The 18,152-nt window shown below is 58.9% G+C and carries 19 protein-coding genes and 1 pseudogene; 8 read left to right on the top strand and 12 right to left on the bottom strand.

Annotated elements, in window-relative coordinates:
* Positions 1-4: 4 nt before the first annotated feature.
* The 7 genes and pseudogenes from hpaH to EGY08_RS31425 all read right to left on the bottom strand — a co-directional run.
* Complete coding sequence (gene hpaH / locus EGY08_RS11285; RefSeq protein ID WP_049115400.1) at positions 5-808, bottom strand: 2-oxo-hept-4-ene-1,7-dioate hydratase; 804 nt, start codon at positions 806-808, stop codon at positions 5-7.
* Positions 809-943: 135 nt separating this feature from the next.
* Positions 944-1,324, bottom strand: coding sequence for a 5-carboxymethyl-2-hydroxymuconate Delta-isomerase (locus EGY08_RS11280; RefSeq protein WP_087828583.1), 381 nt, complete (start codon positions 1,322-1,324; stop codon positions 944-946).
* Between the two features lie 12 nt (positions 1,325-1,336).
* Positions 1,337-2,194: a 3,4-dihydroxyphenylacetate 2,3-dioxygenase gene (hpaD, locus tag EGY08_RS11275; RefSeq protein WP_004128612.1), complete on the bottom strand. Its 858-nt coding sequence runs from the start codon at positions 2,192-2,194 to the stop codon at positions 1,337-1,339.
* A gap of 1 nt (position 2,195) precedes the next feature.
* Positions 2,196-3,662 carry a 5-carboxymethyl-2-hydroxymuconate semialdehyde dehydrogenase gene (gene hpaE / locus EGY08_RS11270; RefSeq protein ID WP_123828491.1) on the bottom strand — a complete coding sequence of 489 codons (1,467 nt, stop codon included), beginning with the start codon at positions 3,660-3,662 and terminating at the stop codon, positions 2,196-2,198.
* Positions 3,659-4,423, bottom strand: coding sequence for a fumarylacetoacetate hydrolase family protein (locus EGY08_RS11265; protein ID WP_004128617.1), 765 nt, complete (start codon positions 4,421-4,423; stop codon positions 3,659-3,661). The genes hpaE and EGY08_RS11265 overlap by 4 nt, the downstream gene beginning before the upstream one ends.
* A complete protein-coding gene (locus tag EGY08_RS11260; protein WP_004128618.1) occupies positions 4,420-5,052 on the bottom strand; it encodes a fumarylacetoacetate hydrolase family protein in 633 nt (210 codons plus the stop codon). Before EGY08_RS11260 ends, EGY08_RS11265 begins: the two co-directional genes overlap by 4 nt.
* Before the next feature lie 56 nt (positions 5,053-5,108).
* A pseudogene (locus EGY08_RS31425) lies at positions 5,109-5,183 on the bottom strand (hypothetical protein); the annotation flags it as partial.
* Between the two features lie 153 nt (positions 5,184-5,336).
* Here EGY08_RS31425 and hpaR point away from each other — a divergent pair.
* Positions 5,337-5,774 (top strand): homoprotocatechuate degradation operon regulator HpaR, encoded by a 438-nt coding sequence (hpaR, locus tag EGY08_RS11250; RefSeq protein ID WP_004128621.1) that lies wholly within the window; start codon positions 5,337-5,339, stop codon positions 5,772-5,774.
* Positions 5,775-5,892: 118 nt separating this feature from the next.
* On the opposite strand, the gene EGY08_RS11245 is transcribed toward hpaR, so the two are convergent.
* Positions 5,893-7,107 (bottom strand): amino acid deaminase, encoded by a 1,215-nt coding sequence (locus EGY08_RS11245; protein WP_004128623.1) that lies wholly within the window; start codon positions 7,105-7,107, stop codon positions 5,893-5,895.
* A 200-nt stretch (positions 7,108-7,307) separates the two neighbouring features.
* On the opposite strand from EGY08_RS11245, the gene EGY08_RS11240 reads away from it, so the two are divergent.
* From EGY08_RS11240 to EGY08_RS11220, 5 genes are all read left to right on the top strand, one after another.
* Positions 7,308-8,747 carry an N-acyl-D-amino-acid deacylase family protein gene (locus EGY08_RS11240; protein WP_112167015.1) on the top strand — a complete coding sequence of 480 codons (1,440 nt, stop codon included), beginning with the start codon at positions 7,308-7,310 and terminating at the stop codon, positions 8,745-8,747.
* Positions 8,748-8,757: 10 nt separating this feature from the next.
* Positions 8,758-9,150: a RidA family protein gene (locus EGY08_RS11235; RefSeq protein WP_049114121.1), complete on the top strand. Its 393-nt coding sequence runs from the start codon at positions 8,758-8,760 to the stop codon at positions 9,148-9,150.
* A gap of 102 nt (positions 9,151-9,252) precedes the next feature.
* Positions 9,253-10,740: a sodium:solute symporter family protein gene (locus EGY08_RS11230; RefSeq protein ID WP_087828588.1), complete on the top strand. Its 1,488-nt coding sequence runs from the start codon at positions 9,253-9,255 to the stop codon at positions 10,738-10,740.
* Positions 10,737-11,609 (top strand): 2-dehydro-3-deoxygalactonokinase, encoded by an 873-nt coding sequence (locus tag EGY08_RS11225; RefSeq protein ID WP_004128628.1) that lies wholly within the window; start codon positions 10,737-10,739, stop codon positions 11,607-11,609. The genes EGY08_RS11230 and EGY08_RS11225 overlap by 4 nt, the downstream gene beginning before the upstream one ends.
* Positions 11,596-12,198 carry a 2-dehydro-3-deoxy-6-phosphogalactonate aldolase gene (locus tag EGY08_RS11220; RefSeq protein WP_004128629.1) on the top strand — a complete coding sequence of 201 codons (603 nt, stop codon included), beginning with the start codon at positions 11,596-11,598 and terminating at the stop codon, positions 12,196-12,198. Before EGY08_RS11225 ends, EGY08_RS11220 begins: the two co-directional genes overlap by 14 nt.
* Here EGY08_RS11220 and EGY08_RS11215 read toward each other — a convergent pair.
* Together EGY08_RS11215 and EGY08_RS11210 are read right to left on the bottom strand one after the other, a co-directional pair.
* Positions 12,195-13,058 carry a MurR/RpiR family transcriptional regulator gene (locus EGY08_RS11215; RefSeq protein ID WP_004128630.1) on the bottom strand — a complete coding sequence of 288 codons (864 nt, stop codon included), beginning with the start codon at positions 13,056-13,058 and terminating at the stop codon, positions 12,195-12,197. The two genes, EGY08_RS11220 and EGY08_RS11215, sit on opposite strands and share 4 nt — an antisense overlap.
* A gap of 70 nt (positions 13,059-13,128) precedes the next feature.
* Positions 13,129-13,662 carry a GNAT family N-acetyltransferase gene (locus EGY08_RS11210; RefSeq protein ID WP_004128631.1) on the bottom strand — a complete coding sequence of 178 codons (534 nt, stop codon included), beginning with the start codon at positions 13,660-13,662 and terminating at the stop codon, positions 13,129-13,131.
* Positions 13,663-13,694: 32 nt separating this feature from the next.
* Between EGY08_RS11210 and EGY08_RS11205 the strand changes: the two genes are divergently transcribed.
* On the top strand, positions 13,695-14,531 hold the full coding sequence (locus EGY08_RS11205) for a GNAT family N-acetyltransferase (RefSeq protein WP_123828489.1): 837 nt from the start codon (positions 13,695-13,697) through the stop codon (positions 14,529-14,531).
* Between the two features lie 3 nt (positions 14,532-14,534).
* On the opposite strand, the gene EGY08_RS11200 is transcribed toward EGY08_RS11205, so the two are convergent.
* Together EGY08_RS11200 and EGY08_RS11195 are read right to left on the bottom strand one after the other, a co-directional pair.
* A complete protein-coding gene (locus EGY08_RS11200; RefSeq protein ID WP_004128633.1) occupies positions 14,535-15,896 on the bottom strand; it encodes an MFS transporter in 1,362 nt (453 codons plus the stop codon).
* A 179-nt stretch (positions 15,897-16,075) separates the two neighbouring features.
* Positions 16,076-16,990: a GntR family transcriptional regulator gene (locus tag EGY08_RS11195; RefSeq protein WP_004128634.1), complete on the bottom strand. Its 915-nt coding sequence runs from the start codon at positions 16,988-16,990 to the stop codon at positions 16,076-16,078.
* Between the two features lie 139 nt (positions 16,991-17,129).
* Between EGY08_RS11195 and EGY08_RS11190 the strand changes: the two genes are divergently transcribed.
* A complete protein-coding gene (locus tag EGY08_RS11190; RefSeq protein ID WP_004128635.1) occupies positions 17,130-18,152 on the top strand; it encodes a zinc-binding alcohol dehydrogenase family protein in 1,023 nt (340 codons plus the stop codon).

The following is an 18,152-nucleotide window of genomic DNA, read 5'->3' as shown; positions in this document are numbered from 1 at the left end:
TCTCCTAGACAAACCGGCAGCTGATCGCGCCCATGTTGCCGTAGTCGACGTGGAAGGTGTCGCCCTTGCGCGCCGGTACCGGGCGCGTAAAGGAGCCGCCGAGAATAATCTGCCCGGCCTCCAGCTGGACGTCGTACGGCGCCAGCTTGTTCGCCAGCCAGGCTACGCCGTTGGCCGGGTGATTCAGTACCCCCGCGGCGACGCCGGTCTCTTCAATCACGCCGTTGCGATAGAGCAGGGCGGCGATCCAGCGTAGATCCAGCTCGTCAGGTTTAATCGGGCGACCGCCGAGGATCACTCCGGCGTTGGCGGCGTTATCGGAGATGGTGTCGAAGACTTTACGCGGACGCTGGGTTTCCGGGTCGATGTTGTGGCAGCGGGCGTCAATCAGCTCCAGCGCCGGGATCACGTAGTCGGTGGCGTTATAGACGTCGAACAGGGTGCAGTTGGGGCCGCGTAACGGTTTGGCCAGCACGAAGGCCAACTCCACTTCGATACGCGGGACGATAAAGCGGTCGGTGGGGATGTCGCCGCCGTCGTGGAAAAACATATCGTCCAGCAGCGCGCCGTAGTCCGGTTCGCTTATCTGCGAGCTGGCCTGCATCGCTTTTGAGGTCAGGCCGATTTTATGCCCTTTCAGCACGCGGCCTTCGGCGATTTTCATATTTACCCATTCGCGCTGTACGGCGTAGGCGTCTTCGATGGTGATCGTCGGGTGATCCAGCGAGATGGCGCGGATCTGTTCGCGCTGTTTTTCCGCCTGGTTTAGCCGCTGGGCGATCAGGGTATGGGTATGTTTATCGAGCATAGTCGCTTCCTGTTACGTCATTCGGTGCTGCTGCGCCGGGGGGCGACGCTGGCGCGTCTTACCCGGCCTGTGGTTTGTGGCAGTGCTTGTTTTCTCCCTCTCCCTAAAGAGGAGAGGGGACTGGCCGGGCGCACGCTATGTAAACAAGGCGTGCACGTTGTTCTGCTTGTAGTTCAGCGTCGGGTGCAGTTCATCGAGCTCAAACGACAGCGCCAGGTAGCGGCTCTTCATCAGCGCGGCGAAATGGGCTTTGATCAGCGTGAACAGCATATCGCCCACGTCCTGGCGGCTCTCCAGGCTGCGCCCGGCGCCAATCTTTAGCGTCATATGCACAAAGGCGTAATCGTGCTGGCCGTCGGCCATCTGCCAGGTATCCAGCCAGATGGCGCGGCTGCGAATGCCGCCGATGGGAAAGATGCCGGTCGCCGCCAGCGCGTCGTTCACTTTGCTGAACAGACCTGATAAATCAGCCTGCTCGCGGATGTTGTCGGTACATTCAGCGATAAAATGCGGCATTCTGCGCTCTCCTTAAGCCGTTTCCGGCAGCGGGAAGACGGCGTTGACCTGACCGGTGCCGGAGCTGGCGAACAGCTCGGTGATAAATTCCACTTTGCCGTCGTATTTATCCCAGCCCAGCAGGCCCAGCAGCATCACCGTGTCGTGCATATTGCCTTCGCCGTAGCAGTAGTCGGCGTACTCCGGCAGCATGGTGCAGAACTCTTTGAATTTGCCTTCGCGCCACAGCTTCACGACCCGTTCGTCCATCTGGTGATCGAACTCGCGGGTATAGCTGTTCATCCCCTCTTCGGCGCGCTGGTCGTCGATAAAACGGTGCGACAGCGAGCCGCTGGCAAAGACCGCCACGGTGCCGTCATATTTCTCGATAGCCTTAAGAATGGCTTCGCCCAGCCTGCGGCTGTCGGCAAAATCATGAACGGTACAGAACGCCGAGATAGAGACCACTTTGAAATGCTTATCGCTGTTCATATAGCGCATGGGCACCAGGGTGCCGTACTCCAGCTTCAGGCTCGGAATGTTGTGCGCTTTAGCGCGGACGCCGAGCTTGACCGCTTCGTCGGCGATCAGGTGGCCGAGCGCCGGATTACCGTCGTAGTCGTAGGTCATGTCGCGAATAAAATGCGGCAACTCGTTGCTGGTATAGACGCCCTGGAAATGGTCAGCGCAGTTGATGTGGTAGGCGCTGTTGACCAGCCAGTGGGTATCAAAGACGATGATGGTATCCACGCCCAGTTCGCGGCACCGCTTGCCGATTTCTTTATGCCCATCGATGGCTCCCTGGCGGCAGCCGTGGTTTTTACCCGGCAGCTCAGAAAGATACATCGACGGCACGTGAGTGATTTTTGCTGCTAACGCTAACTTTCCCATATCAGACTCCCCATTTTGGGATCGGATGGTCGCCCATCGAGATGCAGACGTTTTTCATTTCAGCGAACACTTCAAAGCTATATTCGCCGCCTTCGCGGCCGGTGCCGGAGGCCTTCACGCCGCCGAAAGGCTGACGCAGGTCGCGGACGTTCTGGGTGTTGACGAACACCATTCCGGCTTCGATGCCGCGCGCCAGACGCAGCACCTTGCTGACGTCCTGGGTCCAGATATAAGAGGCGAGGCCATACTCCACATCGTTGGCCAGGCGCAGACCTTCCGCCTCGTCTTTAAACGGCAACAGGCAGGCTACCGGGCCAAAAATCTCTTCCTGCGCTACGCGCATGCGGTTATCGACGTCCGCCAGCACCGTTGGCCGCAGGAAGTTGCCGTTTCTCAGATGGGCGGGCAGATCGGTCGGTTTATCCGCGCCGCCGGCTAGCAGGGTCGCCCCTTCTTCAATGCCGAGGCGGATATAGCCGGAGACTTTCTCCCAGTGCTGCTGGCTAATCAGCGCGCCCACCTGGGTGTTCGGGTCGGTCGGGTCGCCGACGCGCAGGCGGTTCGCCCGCTCGGCGAAGCGTTTAACGAACTCGGGGTAGATGCTCTGCTGAATGAAAATACGCGAACCGGCTGTGCAGCGTTCGCCGTTGATTGAGAAAATGGTGAACAGCGCGGCGTCCAGGGCGCGCTCAATATCGGCGTCTTCGAAAATCAGCACCGGCGATTTGCCGCCCAGCTCCATGGAGTACTTTTTCAGGCCGGCGTTTTTCATGATGTTGCGGCCGGTGGCGGTACCGCCGGTAAACGATACCGCGCGTACGTCATGGTGGCGGACTAGCGCATCGCCAGCGGTGGCGCCATAGCCCTGCACCACGTTGAGCACGCCAGCCGGGATCCCGGCTTCCAGCGCCAGCTCGCCCAGGCGGTCGGCGGTTAACGGCGACAGCTCGGACATCTTCAGCACCGCGGTATTGCCTAGCGCGAGGCATGGCGCCACCTTCCAGGTGGCGGTCATAAACGGCACGTTCCACGGCGACACCAGCGCGCAAACGCCGACCGGCTGCACGAGGGTGTAGTTGAGCATCTTGTCGTCAACCGGGTAGGTCTTGCCGTTCATCTGCTGGCAAACCTCGGCGAAGAATTCGAAGTTGTGCGAGGCGCGCGGGATCAGCACGTTTTTGGTCTGGTGGATCGGCAGGCCGGTATCGGCGGTCTCCATGGCGGCGATCTCCGGGACGTTCTGGTCGATCAGATCCCCCAGCCGACGCATCAGGCGCGCGCGCTCTTTCATCGGCAGATTGGCCCATTTCGGAAATGCCTCTTTCGCCGCGGCCACCGCCTGATTCACCTCGTCGGCGCCGCCGGAGGCGACTTCCGCCAGCACTTCGCCGGTCGCCGGGTTGGTGGTATGGAAATACTCCGCGGCGGCGACGTTTTTGCCGTTGATCCAATGGTTAATTTTTTTCATGACAGCTTCTCCTCATATTCCTGCTGGCTGATGATGCGGTTGACCAGGCGGCCGACGCCCTCCACTTCGACGATCACTTCATCGCCCGGCACTACGTCCGATAGCCCTTTAGGCGTGCCGGTGGCGATCATGTCGCCCGGCTGCAGGGTCATAAATTCGCTGAGGTAAGCGATCAGGAACGGAATGCTGAAGATCAGATCGGCGGTGGTGCCCTGTTGGCGCAGTTCGCCGTTGACCCAGGTGCACAGCGCCAGGTTATGCGGATCCGGGATCGCCTCTTTACTGACGATCCACGGGCCGATCGGCGTCAGGGTGTCGCGGCTTTTGACCCGCAGGTTGGGGCGATAGTAGTTTTCCAGGTAGTCGCGGATGGCGTAGTCGTTGCAGACGGTGTAGCCAGCTACGTACGCCATGGCGTCGGCTTCGGCGACCTTACGCGCGGTTTTGCCGATCACCACCACCAGTTCCGCCTCGTAATGCATGTACTCGACGTTATCCGGGCGCACCGAATCCTGGCGGTGGCCGATAAAGGTGTTGGGCGCTTTGATAAATACCAGCGGCTCCGTTGGCGGCGTAAACGCCAGCTCGCTGGCGTGATCGGCGTAGTTCAGGCCCAGTGCGAACAGGGTGCCGTCGGCGGGCGGCAGCCAGCGAAACTCGCCTTCCTGAAGCAGACTGCCGTTAGCGAGCTTGACCTGACCACGTTCATTAACCTGGACATCGTGCCGCTGTCCCTGCCACTCAATACGTGCCTGTTTCATGCCAGCTCTCCTTCAGCAACCACCGGGTTTTCCAGCGCCGGGAAACCCTCGGCGAGAAGGCGTACGCGATCGCCGGGGCGCAGCGTAACGCGGGTGTGGGGCGTACCGATCAGAATCGCATCGCCGGGATTGAGGGTGGCGAATTCGCTCAGGGCGCTCAGCAACTCGGCGGCGGAGCGCTGAAGATCGGCGGTATTCCAGCTGTCCGCTTCGCGACCGTTGATTTCGGTGATGATGGTCAGGTTATCGACGTTGCTGAGCGGCGCGAGGGCGCCCAGCGGGCAGAAGCCGTCGCGGCATTTGGCTTTGATGGCCGGACGATAGAAGCTCTCTTCCGGCAGGCTGACGTCGTTGGCCAGCGCGTATCCGGCAATATAATTGGCGGCTTCTTCCGCGGCGACTTTACGCGCGGTTTTCCCGACGATCAGGGCGACGGTAGCGCCGCTCTGCACGGTTTCACCGTCCGGATAGGGGATACTCTCGCCGTCGCCGATCACGGTGTTGCGCGGTTTGATAAACCAGACCGCAGTCTTCGGCGGGGTTTTATAGGGAGCCTGTTGGAACGCTTCGCGCCAGGCGTCGAGCTGGCTGCGGTGGTTAAGCGCCACGGCGAAGATGGTGCCTTTCATTGACCACTCCTCTGCTACAGATTTGGGAATAACAAATTTCATTAATATGTTAATGATCATCTTTTATGCTTTGCGGGAAGGTTTGGCAAACAGAAGTGAATGTTTTGTGATCGGATTAACAATATATTTACAGGTTTTTAATTTATACGTTTTAAATCAATTGGTAATGAAATTTAGTTGTACCATCTGGTACTTTTCACTGGCAGAAACCGGTTGCCTTCTGCGGCAATTAAGGCTAATTATTAACTTATTAACAGATGAGAGATTTCATTCAGAGGTATGTGATGCATGATTCGTTAACTATCGCGCTGCTGCAGGCGCGGGAAGCGGCGATGGCCCACTTTCGGCCCATCGTTAAACGCCACAATCTGACCGAGCAGCAGTGGCGTATCGTGCGGATCCTCGCCGAAAATCCGTCGATGGATTTTCACGACCTGGCCTTTCGCGCCTGTATTTTACGCCCGAGCCTGACCGGCATCCTGACCCGTATGGAACGCGACGGCCTGGTGCTGCGCTTAAAGCCGGTTAACGATCAGCGCAAGCTCTACGTTTCGCTGACCCCGGCGGGCCTGAAGCTGTATGAAAGCGCCCAGGCCCAGGTCGAAGAAGCCTATCGCCAGATAGAAGCCGAGTTTACCGTCGAAAAAATGCGCCAGCTTACCGCGCTGCTGGAGGAGTTTATCGCCCTGGGGAATGGAGCGCAGGGAGAGGAAGAGGCGTAATGCGTTGTCCGCGCGAAAAACATCCCGGAGGCGGTGCTGGCGCACCTGTCCGGGCTACGGGTTCACAGTCTGGTAGCCCGGACAGGCGCAGCGCGCCGCCTCCGGGAGAAAGCGTCCTTCAGAACAAGGTATCGAGCTCTTCCAGCACGTTATACTGCTCATCCACCAGCAGCAGGGTTTTCCATTTATCAAACGTCAGGCACGGGTGCGAGGTGCCGAACACCAGAATATCGCCGACCTGCACGTCGCTGCCCGGTTCAAGGCGCAGCATACAGTGCTGATCCATGATCCCGACGCTTTCGATCCCCTGCGCGGACAGCTGCTCACCGTGGCGATACCTGGCGATCGGCTGCGGCAGCCCGGCGTCGAAGGCGCAGTCGCGTTTACCGAAGTTGACCACCGCGCGATCCGCTTCCGGCACCGACTGGACCATCGCCATCAGCTCCAGCGCCGAGGTTAAATCGCCGCCCAGATCGCAGGCGATCGGATCGCGCGCCACCAGCGCTTTCTGTGCGGCATCGTAGATCCCCCGATCGTGGGTGATATAGCAGCCGGGGCGGATAACGATTCGACACTGCGCCGGTTTCTTCGCCGCCAGCCAGATATTGCACACCACGTCATACCAGACGGTGCCCGCGCCGGTAAGGACAAACTCGCCCTCCACCAGCGGCGCCATCCGACAGGCCAAATCGGCGGCCTGGCGCAGCAGAGCCTCCACCTGCGGCTGCGGATCGTCGCCGTGCAGCACCCCTTCATACAGCTCTAGCCCGCGCAGCTTCAGCCCCGGAAGGTCCGCGACGGCCTGCGCCAGGGCCAGCGCATCCTCCACGCTGCGGCAGCCGCAGCGCCCGCCGGCCACGCCCAGCTCAATCAGCACGTCCAGTGTTTGTTGCCGTTCGCTGAAAAAGGCCGACAGCGCGTGGGCGTTGGCGAGGCTATCGATGCAGCAGATAAAATCCGCTGCCCGGTAATGCGCCTTCAGCCGCGAAACCGCCTGCATATTCGCCCTACCGACCAACTGATTAACCATTAACACGCGCTCAACGCCGCTGGCCATCGCCGCGCCGGCCTGCCAGGCGCTGCCTACGCCGATCCCCCATGCCCCCGCCCGCTGCTGCGCCTGAAAAATCCACGGCGTCATCGTCGTTTTGCCGTGCGGCGCCAGCGAGACGCCGCGCGCGTCGGCATAGCGTTGCATCCAGGCGATGTTATTTTCCAGCGCCGTTTTTTTCAGCAACGCGGCGGGCAGGCAAATATCTTCCGCCAGCAGATTTGCCGGTTCGGACATCACGGCGGCTTTGTGCGGAATAAGCGTATCGGAATGGTATTTCATAACACTATCCTTTTAGGGTTCATGATCGGATTAAGTTAAGTATCAATACTAATTCATTGAAAAATAATAATTTTATTGTTTGTTTTTATCGTTAATGAATAAAAGTATCATAATTTGATCTGGTTTTTGCGTAGTTTTCCACTGTTTTTCCGCCTTGTAAATGGTTAACTTGTCGACAGAGTTGAGAGGGAGTAATTGCGATGAAAGTTAATTGGCTTTTCAAAAACGTCACGGTCATTGACGGCAGCGGCGGACCGCAGTTTCGCGGCGACGTGGCGGTGAAGGGCGATCGGATTGTGGATATGGCCCCGGCGCTAAACCTGCCGGCGGAGCAGGTGATTGACGGGCAGGGGCGCGTGCTGGCGCCCGGATTTATCGATGTGCATACCCATGACGATATTAACGTCATCCGTATGCCGGCGTATTTGCCGAAGCTGAGCCAGGGGGTGACAACGGTGATTGTCGGCAACTGCGGGATCAGCGCGGCGACGGCGACCCTGCGCGACGGTGTGCCTGACCCGATGAATCTGCTGGGCGAGCAGGAGCACTTTATTTATCCCACCGTGGACGCTTACGCCCACGCGGTGGAGGCGGCGAAGCCTTCATTAAACGTTGGCACGCTGATTGGCCATACCGCGCTGCGTAATAACCATATGGACGATCTATTTCGTCCTGCGACGGAAACCGAGATTGCCGGAATGCGGGTGCAGCTGCGCGACGCGCTGCGCCAGGGCGCGCTTGGCCTGAGCAGCGGGCTGGCCTACGCCAGCGCGTTTCAATCCACTACCGAAGAGGTGATGGCGCTGGCCGAGGAGCTGGCGGCAGAGGGGGGAATTTATACCACCCACCTGCGTTCGGAGTTCGAACCGATTCTCGAGGCGCTCGACGAGGCGTTCCGCATTGGCCGCCACGGTAACGTACCGGTGGTGGTATCGCACCATAAGTGCGCCGGCGCGAAAAACTGGGGTCGCACGAAGGAGACGCTGGCTTTCTTCGATGAGATGCGCCAGCGCCAGGAGATCGCCTGCGACTGCTACCCGTACTCTGCCAGCTCATCGACGCTGGATATGAAGCAGGTGACCGATGAGTTCGACATCGTCATCACCTGGTCGGAAGCGCAACCGGAACAGGCCGGGAAAACCCTGCAGCAAATTGCCGACGGCTGGCAGGTTAGCCTGCATGAGGCGGCGGCGCGGCTGATGCCCGCCGGGGCCATTTACTACAACATGGATGAGCAGGACGTACGGCGGGTACTTAGTTATCCGGTGACCATGATTGGCTCCGATGGTCTGCCGAACGATCCGATGCCGCACCCGCGGCTGTGGGGCGCTTTCCCGCGGGTCCTGGGCCACTACAGCCGCGATGAACGGCTGTTTCCGCTGACCACCGCTATTCACAAAATGACCGGGCTGTCGGCGGCGCGTTTCCAGCTGGCGGATCGCGGGCTGGTGAAAGTGGGCTACTTCGCCGATCTGGTGCTGTTCGATCCGCAGACGGTGCGCGATGTCGCCAGCTTCTCCGACCCGAAACAACCGGCGGACGGTATTGAGGCGGTGATGGTCAACGGCGTGATGAGCTACGGCAGCGATAAAAAGATTATCGGGCGCGCGGGGCGTTTCCTGCGTCGCCAAATGAACTGAGGAGTGAAAGATGAGTATTAAACGTTATGGCGTGGAAGGCGGTACCGGGACTGGCGGGCAGCATCTACCGTTCGCGCGCGCGGTGGAGGCGGGGGGCTGGCTGTATGTATCCGGCCAGACGCCGATGAAGGACGGCGAAGTGGTGGAAGGCGGGATTGTCGACCAGTCGCGCCTGGCGATTCAGAACTGCGTGGATATCATGAGCGAAGCGGGCTACAGCCTGGCCGACGTGGTGCATGTTAAAGTGATCCTCACCGATTCACGCTATTTTCAGTCTTTCAACAAAGTGTTCCGCGAGTTTTTTGGCGACAACCCGCCTGCCCGTATCTGCTGCGTAGCGGACCTGGTGGTGGATTGTAAAGTCGAAGTGGATGTGACCTGTTATAACGCGGCTCGCGTATAAAAATTTATTCATCAGAAATATAAACAGGATTTTGAGCGCTGAATTCATTCAGCGCTCCGTAGCCTTTTACCTTTTACATACTCAACTGGCAGGATGTGAATCATGAATAGTCATGTCTTTTTAGTCGGCTTTATTATTTACGCGTTGGCCATGATTTGGCTTGGCTGGTACGTGTCGCGTAATCAAAAAAGCGGTGAAGATTTTTTACTCGGCGGCCGTTCCTTACCGCTGTTTCTGACGCTGGGTTCCACCGTGGCGACCATGGTGGGAACCGGTTCAAGCATGGGCGCCGTAGGCTTCGGCTACAGCAACGGCTGGGCCGGTATGCTGTACGGCGTGGGCGGGGCCATCGGTATTCTGCTGGTGGCCTGGCTTTTCGCGCCGGTGCGTAAACTCCGTTTTATGACCATGAGCGAAGAGCTCTCATATTATACCGGCGGCAGCCATTTAATTAAAAATATCGTCGGCATAATGATATTTATTGCCTCGATTGGCTGGCTGGGGGCCCATATTCTCGGCGGCAGCATGTATTTATCCTGGGCCACAGGAATAAATCTGACGCTGGCAAAAATTATTATCGCTCTGGCGTTTGCGATTTACGTGATTATTGGCGGGTATTCTGCGGTGGTGTGGACGGATACCATTCAGGCATTAATTCTGTTTTTCGGTTTTATCCTGATGGCGATTCTGGCCGTGGTTCATGTGGGGGGATGGGATGCCATTGTTCAGGCGATGGATCCTAAGGCGATGAGCCTGTTTGCCGTCGACAAGCTCGGGGTGATACCGGCGCTATCGCTGGCCATGGTCATCGGCGTCGGCGTATTGGCGACCCCTTCCTATCGTCAGCGTATCTACTCGGGGAAAGATGTCTCTTCGGTACGCCGCTCGTTTGTCTATACCGGCGTGTTGTATCTGTTTTTCTCGGTACTGCCGGCGATTATCGGCATGGCGGCATGGACGATGAACCCCCATCTGGAGAACAGCAATTACGCCTTCCTGTTCGCCACCAGTTTCCTGCCGGCGACGCTGGGGCTGGTGGTGCTGATTGCCGGACTTTCCGCCACCATGTCTTCGGCCAGCTCCGATGCGATAGCCGCCGTGGCCATCATGATGCGCGATGTCTATACCCTCGTTACCGGCAAGATGCCGCCGGAGAACAGGGCGATAACCCTCTCCCGCTGGATGCTGGCGTTCGTGATTGGCCTGGCGATGATTTTCGCCCTGACCTCGAACGATATCATCAGCTATATCACCAAAATGATCTCCATGCTGATGTCCGGGCTGTTCGTCTGTTCGATTCTGGGCCGCTTCTGGCTGCGCTTTAACTGGCAGGGCGCGTTAACGGCGCTGCTGAGCGGCATGCTGGTCTCTATTGTGGTTCTGATTAAGGCCGACTGGCTGGCTTACTGGGGCAACCCGTGTATACCGTCCGTCGTCGGCAGCTTCGTTTCCGCTGTTTTTGTCACGTTAATGACACCTGCCAGCAAAATCAGCCGTCAGCAAGCGCTGGAGATGATTACCCAGGAGCGGGAAGGGCAGGCGGCGCCGGCGAAAACGACGGTGGTGCCGGCCTCAGGAGACGCGCAATGAGGGACTATATTGCCGTCGACTGGGGGTCCACCCAGCTGCGTGGCTGGCTGATTCGCAACGCTCAGTGCATCGAAACGAAGCAGCTGCCGCTGGGCATCACCCGCCTGAACGGGCGGGCGCCCGCCGACGTATTCGAGGAGCATTTGGCGCCCTGGCGCGGCGCGGCGACGCTGCCGGTGCTGATGGCCGGGATGATCGGCAGCGATGCGGGCTGGCAATCGGTGCCCTATCTTGCCTGCCCGGCGGCGATTGACGCGCCGGGGCAGCAGCTTTGCGCCGTGGCGGAAGGCGTGTGGATTATTCCCGGCCTCAAGATGGATCAGGCCGGGGATTACAACGTGATGCGCGGCGAAGAGACGCAGCTGCTGGGGGCCTGGCAGCTGGCGCCGGCGGAGTGTTACGTGCTGCCGGGCACCCACTGTAAATGGGTGCAGGTGGAGGACGGCGCGGTGCGCCATTTTGCCACGGCGATGACCGGAGAACTGCATCATCTGCTGATGGCGCAGTCGCTGCTCGGCAAAGGGCTACCGGCCCAGCAGACGGACGAGGCGGCGTTTGAGCGAGGGCTGGAAAAAGGGCTGGCGCAGCCGTCGTTGGTGAGCGAACTGTTTGTCGCCAGGGCGGCCAGGGTACTCGGGGCGCTGGCGGCGACCTCGGTCAGCGACTATCTCTCCGGTCTGCTGATTGGCGCGGAGGTGGCCGTCATGGGCCAGCGTTACCGTACCTCCGCCGTCACGCTGGTTGGCGACCCGGCGCTGAACGCTCGCTATCGCCGGGCGATGATAGCGCGTGGAATGACGGTTAACAGCTGCAGCGGCGATGAGGCATTGCTGAACGGCATGGCGAGGATAATGCATGGACAAGATTAAACTGGTGGCGATTTTACGCGGCATCCGCCCCGCTGAGGCGGCGGAGCATATTGCGACGCTGGTGGGCGAGGGCTTCCGCTATATTGAAATCCCGCTTAATTCACCGGACTGGCGGCAGAGCATTCCGCAGATGGTCGCACGTTTTGGCGAACAAGCGGTGATTGGCGCGGGAACGGTGCTTAAGGTTGAACAGGTCGATTTTCTGGCCGACGCCGGGGCGAAGCTTATCGTGACGCCGAATACTCAGCCGGAGGTGATTCGCCGGGCGGTGGCGCGCGGAATGCGGGTCTGCGCCGGATGCGCCACGGCGACCGAGGCGTTTAGCGCGCTGGACGCCGGTGCGCAGTGGCTGAAAATTTTCCCGTCTTCCGCATTCGGCCCGGACTACATTCGGGCGCTGAAAGCGGTACTGCCGCCGGAGGTACCGGTGCTGGCGGTCGGCGGCGTGACGCCGGAGAATCTGGCGAGCTGGGTGCGAGCGGGATGCGCTGGCGCCGGTCTGGGAAGCGATCTTTATCGCGCCGGGCAGGCCGTGGAGCGTACCCGTCAGCAGGCGGAGAGGTTTATCGCCGCCGCCCGCTGCGCTTAATCGCCCAGCGGCTGGCGGTCAACGCCGCCGCGGTGGCTGTCGAGCGCCAGCTTAATGCGGCGTAGTCTGCCTTTTGCCTGGGTCTTGTTGGCCATCGCCAGTTCGGTGGCCAGCACGTCAACCATCGCCAGCATCGCATAGCGCGAAGTGCTGGGCTTGAAGATATAGTCGTTTTCGCGCACCAGCAGCGGCAGAACCAGATCTGCCTGCTCCGCCAGCGGCGTCCCAGCAGGAGTAATTGCAATCACCTTCGCGCCGTACTGGCTGGCAATCGCCGCGCTTTCAATGATTTCCTGGGTATAGCCGCCTAAGGACAGCACGATAACCACATCCTTTGGCGTGACCGCCGAGCTCATCATGCGCACCAGCAGGCCGTCGTTCTGACTGACCACCGGCAGGCCGAGGCGAAACAGGCGATACTGGATTTCCTGAGCGCAGATGGTGGAGCCGCCGCCCATGCCGAGGGCCAGAATCTGCCGCGCGTCGCTCAGCCAGCCGACCGCGCGTTTCAGCGCCTCAAGATCCAGCGCCCGCCGGTTGGTCTCCAGCACGCCGATGATCGACTCGTAGATCCCCTGTACGCCTTCAAGGTCCGGCACATCGAGGATAAATCGCTGCCCGACCGCGAGGGATTGCGCGAGCTTCATCTTCAGCTCGCGGACGTCTTTGCAGCCCAGCGCCCGGGCAAAGCGGGTGACCGAGGCCTGGCTGGTATGGGTCAGACGCGCCATCTCGGCGATGGGCAGCTCCGCCGCCGCCGCGACATCATCGAGAATAAACTGCGCGATGCGCTTTTCGGTCGCCGTCAGTTCAACAAAGCGATCGGTAATGCAGGAAATGATATCGATTGACCAGGACATACGGGTATCAACGGGTTAATTTGGAATGATACTTTGTACCATATTCAGGCGCTGAAAGCAGCGCCGAAGGCTACAGCGCTAAGCGCATGGCGCAGCGCGTTTCCGGCGCCAGCCCGTGTTCCGTCTCCAGATCTCTTTTCGCCGCCAGCCCTGCCGGTAGCCTTAGCTCGTTCAGCATTGAAAATCCGAGGCGCGTGTAGAATGGCGCGTTCCACGGCACGTCGCGGAAGGTGGTGAGCGTGACCGCCGGATACGCCGCCTGGCGGGCTGACTTTATTACCTGCTCCAGCATCATGCGGCCAACGCCTCGCCCCTGCCACGCCTGATGGACGGCGATCTCAACGATAAACAGCGCATCGTCCAGCGGTTCGGTCAGCACGAAGCCGATCGGTTGGTCATCGGCCACGGCCAGCAGGCTGTGGTCCGTTTCGAGAAACAGCCGGTGGCGCTCGGGGCTTATCACATCGCTTTCCGCCAGCCAGGCCAGCGCCGGGATCTGGCGGAAAGCCTGGGCCGCCGAGCGCTCAATCGCGGGCAGGAGGGGAATATCGTTCTCCTCAGTCAGGCGTAACGTCGCGGCGGCGGTTATAGTGTTAGTTTTCATCACCTCAGCATAGCAGCCTCCGGGAGAAATGTATGGAGCTTACCGCCGTTCCCGCCACTCAGTTCAGCATTGAGCAACTGACAACGATCCTCAGCGACTGTTTCGAAGATTACCTCGTTCCCGTCACGCTGTCGGTGGAGGTTTTTGTCCAGCGTTTTAGCGCCGAAGGGCTGAGCCTGCTGGATTCTCGCGTCTGGCTGGAGGGTGATGTCCCCGCCGCGATGGCGGTCGTCGCCCGACGCGGCGATGAAGCCCGACTGGCGGCGTTCGCGGTGCGGCCTGCGTATCGCGGAAAGGGCGTTGGCCGCCGGCTGATGACGCCGCTTATCGACGCGCTGCGCGAGCAGGGCGTACGGCGGATGTGGCTGGAGGTTATCCGCGATAACCATGCCGCGGTGGCGCTGTATCAATCGCTGGGCTTCGAGGTGCGGCACGGGCTGTGCGGCTATCTGAGCGAGCAGGCCGCGAGCGAGGAGTCATCCATATTGCAGGAGTATGACGTGCTGGCGCTGACGCGCAGGGCCGGCGCCGAGATTAACGGTCAGCTGCCGTGGCTGATGGACCCGCTCACCTTCAGCACCCTCCCGTGCCGGGCGTTGAGCCTTCATCAGCAGGCTTTCGCCGTGCTGGCGACCTTAACCAGCAGGCCGCAGCTGCAGTTTTTATGGGTCGATCCCGCCGCCCGCGGGCGAGGACTGGGACAGGAAATGCTGATGGCGCTCGCCCGTCGGTTTCCCGGCCTCGGTACGTCGGTGACTATCCCGGAGCGCTTTACGCCGCTGTTTCACGCCGCCGGCTATACGCCCATGGCATTAAAACAGTATGAGATGAGCGCGACCTTGAGCGCCCTGCCGCCAGCAGGGCGTTAAGATTCAGCCGTTACGCGGGTCGCTAATCGGCTGTCGGACCAGGAAAATATAGGCCAGCGCGCCGAGGGCGGTCACGCAGCCGCAGATAATCAGCGCCAGCTGGAATGAATGGGTGGTATCGACGATAAACCCGGTCACCAGCGGCGCGAAGGAGGCGCAGATAAAGCTGGCGAAGTTCTGGATGCTGCCGACGGACGCAGTCATCCTTGAGGCCACCGCGACGTGAATCAATCCCCAGCAGGAGGTGCCGGCAAAGTGGATGCAGAACAGCGCCATACCGATTAACAGCACCGCGGCGATTGAGGTAGTAGCCTGCGGCACGATAAGCGTAAATGCGGCGGAGCAGAACATCCCGGCAATAATGCAAATTTTACGGCTTTTGATTGGCGCCATGCCGCCTTTAACCAGCCAGTCCGTGACGTAGCCGTTGATGAGCATACCGGCGGCGCCGAACAGGAAAGGAATGGCGGCCATAAAACCGGTACTTTTCAGATCAAGGCTATATGCCGTTTGCAGGTAGCCCGGCAGCCAGGCCAGATACAGCCATGCGGTATAGTTGATGCCGCTGAAGCCCAGCATCATTCCCCACATGGTTTTGTTTTTAAACAGGCTGCGCCATTCGGCAAAGCTTAGCGGGTCGCGGCGAACGTTGACGCTCCCGGCGTTAAGGTAGGCCTGCTCGTCGGCGGTGAGAGCGATATCCTCCCGGTTGCGATAGAGCATATACCAGCCGATAGCGACGAAGATCCCCAGCAAGCCGATGGTGATAAACATCCCGCGCCAGCCCATCATCAGCATCATGGCGGCCAGGATCGGCGGGCTGATGGCGACGCCAATAGTCGACGCGGCGTTGAAGAAACCCATCGGGCGGCCGCGCTCTTTAATATTAAACCAGTCGTTGATCACCTTGACGCCGCAGGGGTTCATCGGCGCTTCGCCGATCCCCATGCCGATACGCACCAGAACGAACTGGGTAAAGCTGTGCACCATTCCGGAGACCGCCTGAAACAGCGACCAGAAAAACATGCCCAGCCCCAGCATGATGCGCGGACCTTTACGGTCCAGCAGCGGCCCGCAGGGGAGCTGGGCGATGCCGTAGGCCAGCGAGAAAACGGACAGCAGCGCCCCGATTTCGGTGGCGCTCAGCCCCAACTCTTCGCGAATCGTTAAGTTCGCGACGGACAATGAACTTCTGTCGAGGTAGTTAATCACCGCCGCCAGAAATAACAGGATCATTGCCGTTGTCTGAATTTTTTTAATGCGAGTACTACGCGTTAACGTATTATCTAACGGAACTGAAATCGTCTCCGCTTTCCCTTTTTTAAAGGTTGTCTGCGGGTCGATAGTGATATTTCGTTGTTCCACGCCTGACTCCTGGCTATTCTATTTGAACGACAAGTGACACCGAATGGTTTAAACACCACCCACCTATTTCACAGTAAAGTAAGTCGACTTGTTTTCAGCATAAATAACCTTTTTTACGGCATTAGTTTATGTTTTGAGATTTGTGCTGCTGATAATCATTTTCTGTTTTTAATCGGTACTTAATGAGCCAGGGATTCGCTCTGTTTGAGCGAGTTAATCATCGACTGCTTCGCCGAGTTCAGGTGGTTACGCAGCGCCAGGTTGGCATCCAGATCGCTGCGGCAGATGAGCGCGCTGAGGATGGTCATATGTTCATCAATGGCGATGATATTGCGCTGTTTAAGGTCGCTTTCATCCCACTGATAGTGAAAGTGGAAGATCACGGAAATAATTTCAAGTGATTGATTAAAAAATATATTTTCCGCAGCGGACAGCAGCAGCGTATGAAAGTCGCGATCGAGCTGCGAAAACATACGAAAGCTGTCGCCGATGCTGTCCCGCAGGGCGCGATGGCGCTCAAGCAGGGTTCTGGCCTGCAGCCAGCGGGCGTCGTTATCCGGCAGGTTGAGGAAGTGCTGGAGCGCGTGGGTTTCCAGCATTTCCCGCAGTTCGAACAGCTGCTCCGCCCAGGATTGCTCAAACTTCTTCATGTTCCACTGGCCGCGCTTTTCGCTTTCAATCAGGTTGTAGCGGCTGAATTTCAACAAAAATTCTCTGACCACCACCGGACTGACGCCGGCAGCACGCGCCAGCTGTAGCTCGGAGAACATCTCCCCGGCGCGCAGCTGGCGCTGGTTGATCATGGTGAAAAACGCCTGTTCGAAGAGACGATTCTGTTCGGCCAGCGAGGCGCTGGAACCATCGAAGCCGTCCTGCACCTCCGGCTGGCGGAGGATCTGGTAATCCTGCTTGACCTGATGCAGCACGCCGCGCTCGCATAAGTGGCTGAGGATGTGGCGCACGGTGGTGCGGCTGATGTTGTACATCTCCGCCAGCGCGCTTTGAGAGGGCAGCGGCGAGGGAAGAAAGCCGCGCGCCATATCGTTAATGACCTGGTTAATGACGTTGTGACGAAGGTTTTGTGAACGGCTCATCATGGTTCTCCTGTTATTTCGTTATTAAAACCAGATTTAAAACATTTTTGTGCGCGAGCTTTCACAATTTTCGCAATGACTTTAACCTCAATTCTGTTTTTCATCGATATCTAAGCCAACAAATACGGAGGCAATTATTATGACGTCGATGAATACACTAGTGTGCCAGGAACCCAAAAGATTTCACTGGGAAAAACGCCAGATTCCTATTCCCGGGGACGATGAGGTTCTCATTAAAATAAAAACGGTGGGGATTTGTGGCACCGATATTCACGCATGGGGCGGCAATCAACCTTTTTTTAGCTATCCGCGCGTTCTTGGTCATGAAATATGCGGCGAGATAATCGGTCTTGGTAAAAATATTCTTAATCTGAAAAGCGGCCAGCAGGTTGCCGTCATTCCTTACGTCGCCTGCCGCCAGTGTCCGGCCTGCCTGAGCGGCCGGACAAACTGCTGCGAGAAGATTTCGGTTATCGGCGTGCATCGGGACGGCGGGTTTAGCGAGTACCTCAGCGTTCCGGTTAAAAATCTGCTGGTGGTGGATGACGTCGATCCTGAAGCCGCAGCGCTAATTGAGCCTTTTGCCATCAGCGCCCACGCGGTGCGTCGCGCCGCTATCCGGGCGGGAGAGCAGGTGTTGGTAGTTGGCGCGGGCCCCATCGGCCTTGGGGCGGCGGCTATCGCCAAAGCCGACGGGGCGCAGGTGGTGGTGGCGGACACCAGTCCGGCACGGCGCGAACATGTGGCGCAGCATCTCGGTCTGAGCACCCTCGATCCTTCCGACCCGCAGTTTATCGAACAGCTGTGCGCCGCCTTCGGCGGTTCTCTGGCGCAAAAAGTGATCGACGCCACCGGGAATCAGCATGCGATGAACAACACGGTGAATTTAATTCGCCACGGCGGCAGCATCATATTCGTTGGCCTGTTTAAAGGTGAACTGCAGTTCTCAGATCCAGAATTTCATAAGAAAGAGACCACCATGATGGGCAGCCGCAATGCGACGGAAGAGGATTTTGCCAAAGTCGGGCGGCTGATGGCCGAGGGGGAAATCACCGCCAGGATGATGCTGACCCACCGTTACGATTTCAGGTCGCTGGCGGACATTTACGAAAGCGAAGTGATTAATAATCGCCAGCTGATCAAAGGCGTCATTCATTTTTAG

This window comes from Klebsiella sp. FDAARGOS_511, assembly GCF_003812845.1.
Classification (GTDB): Bacteria; Pseudomonadota; Gammaproteobacteria; order Enterobacterales; family Enterobacteriaceae; genus Klebsiella; species Klebsiella grimontii.
The sequence above is the reverse complement of the archived record's forward strand: the minus strand, read 5'-3'. Positions and strand labels throughout refer to the sequence as shown.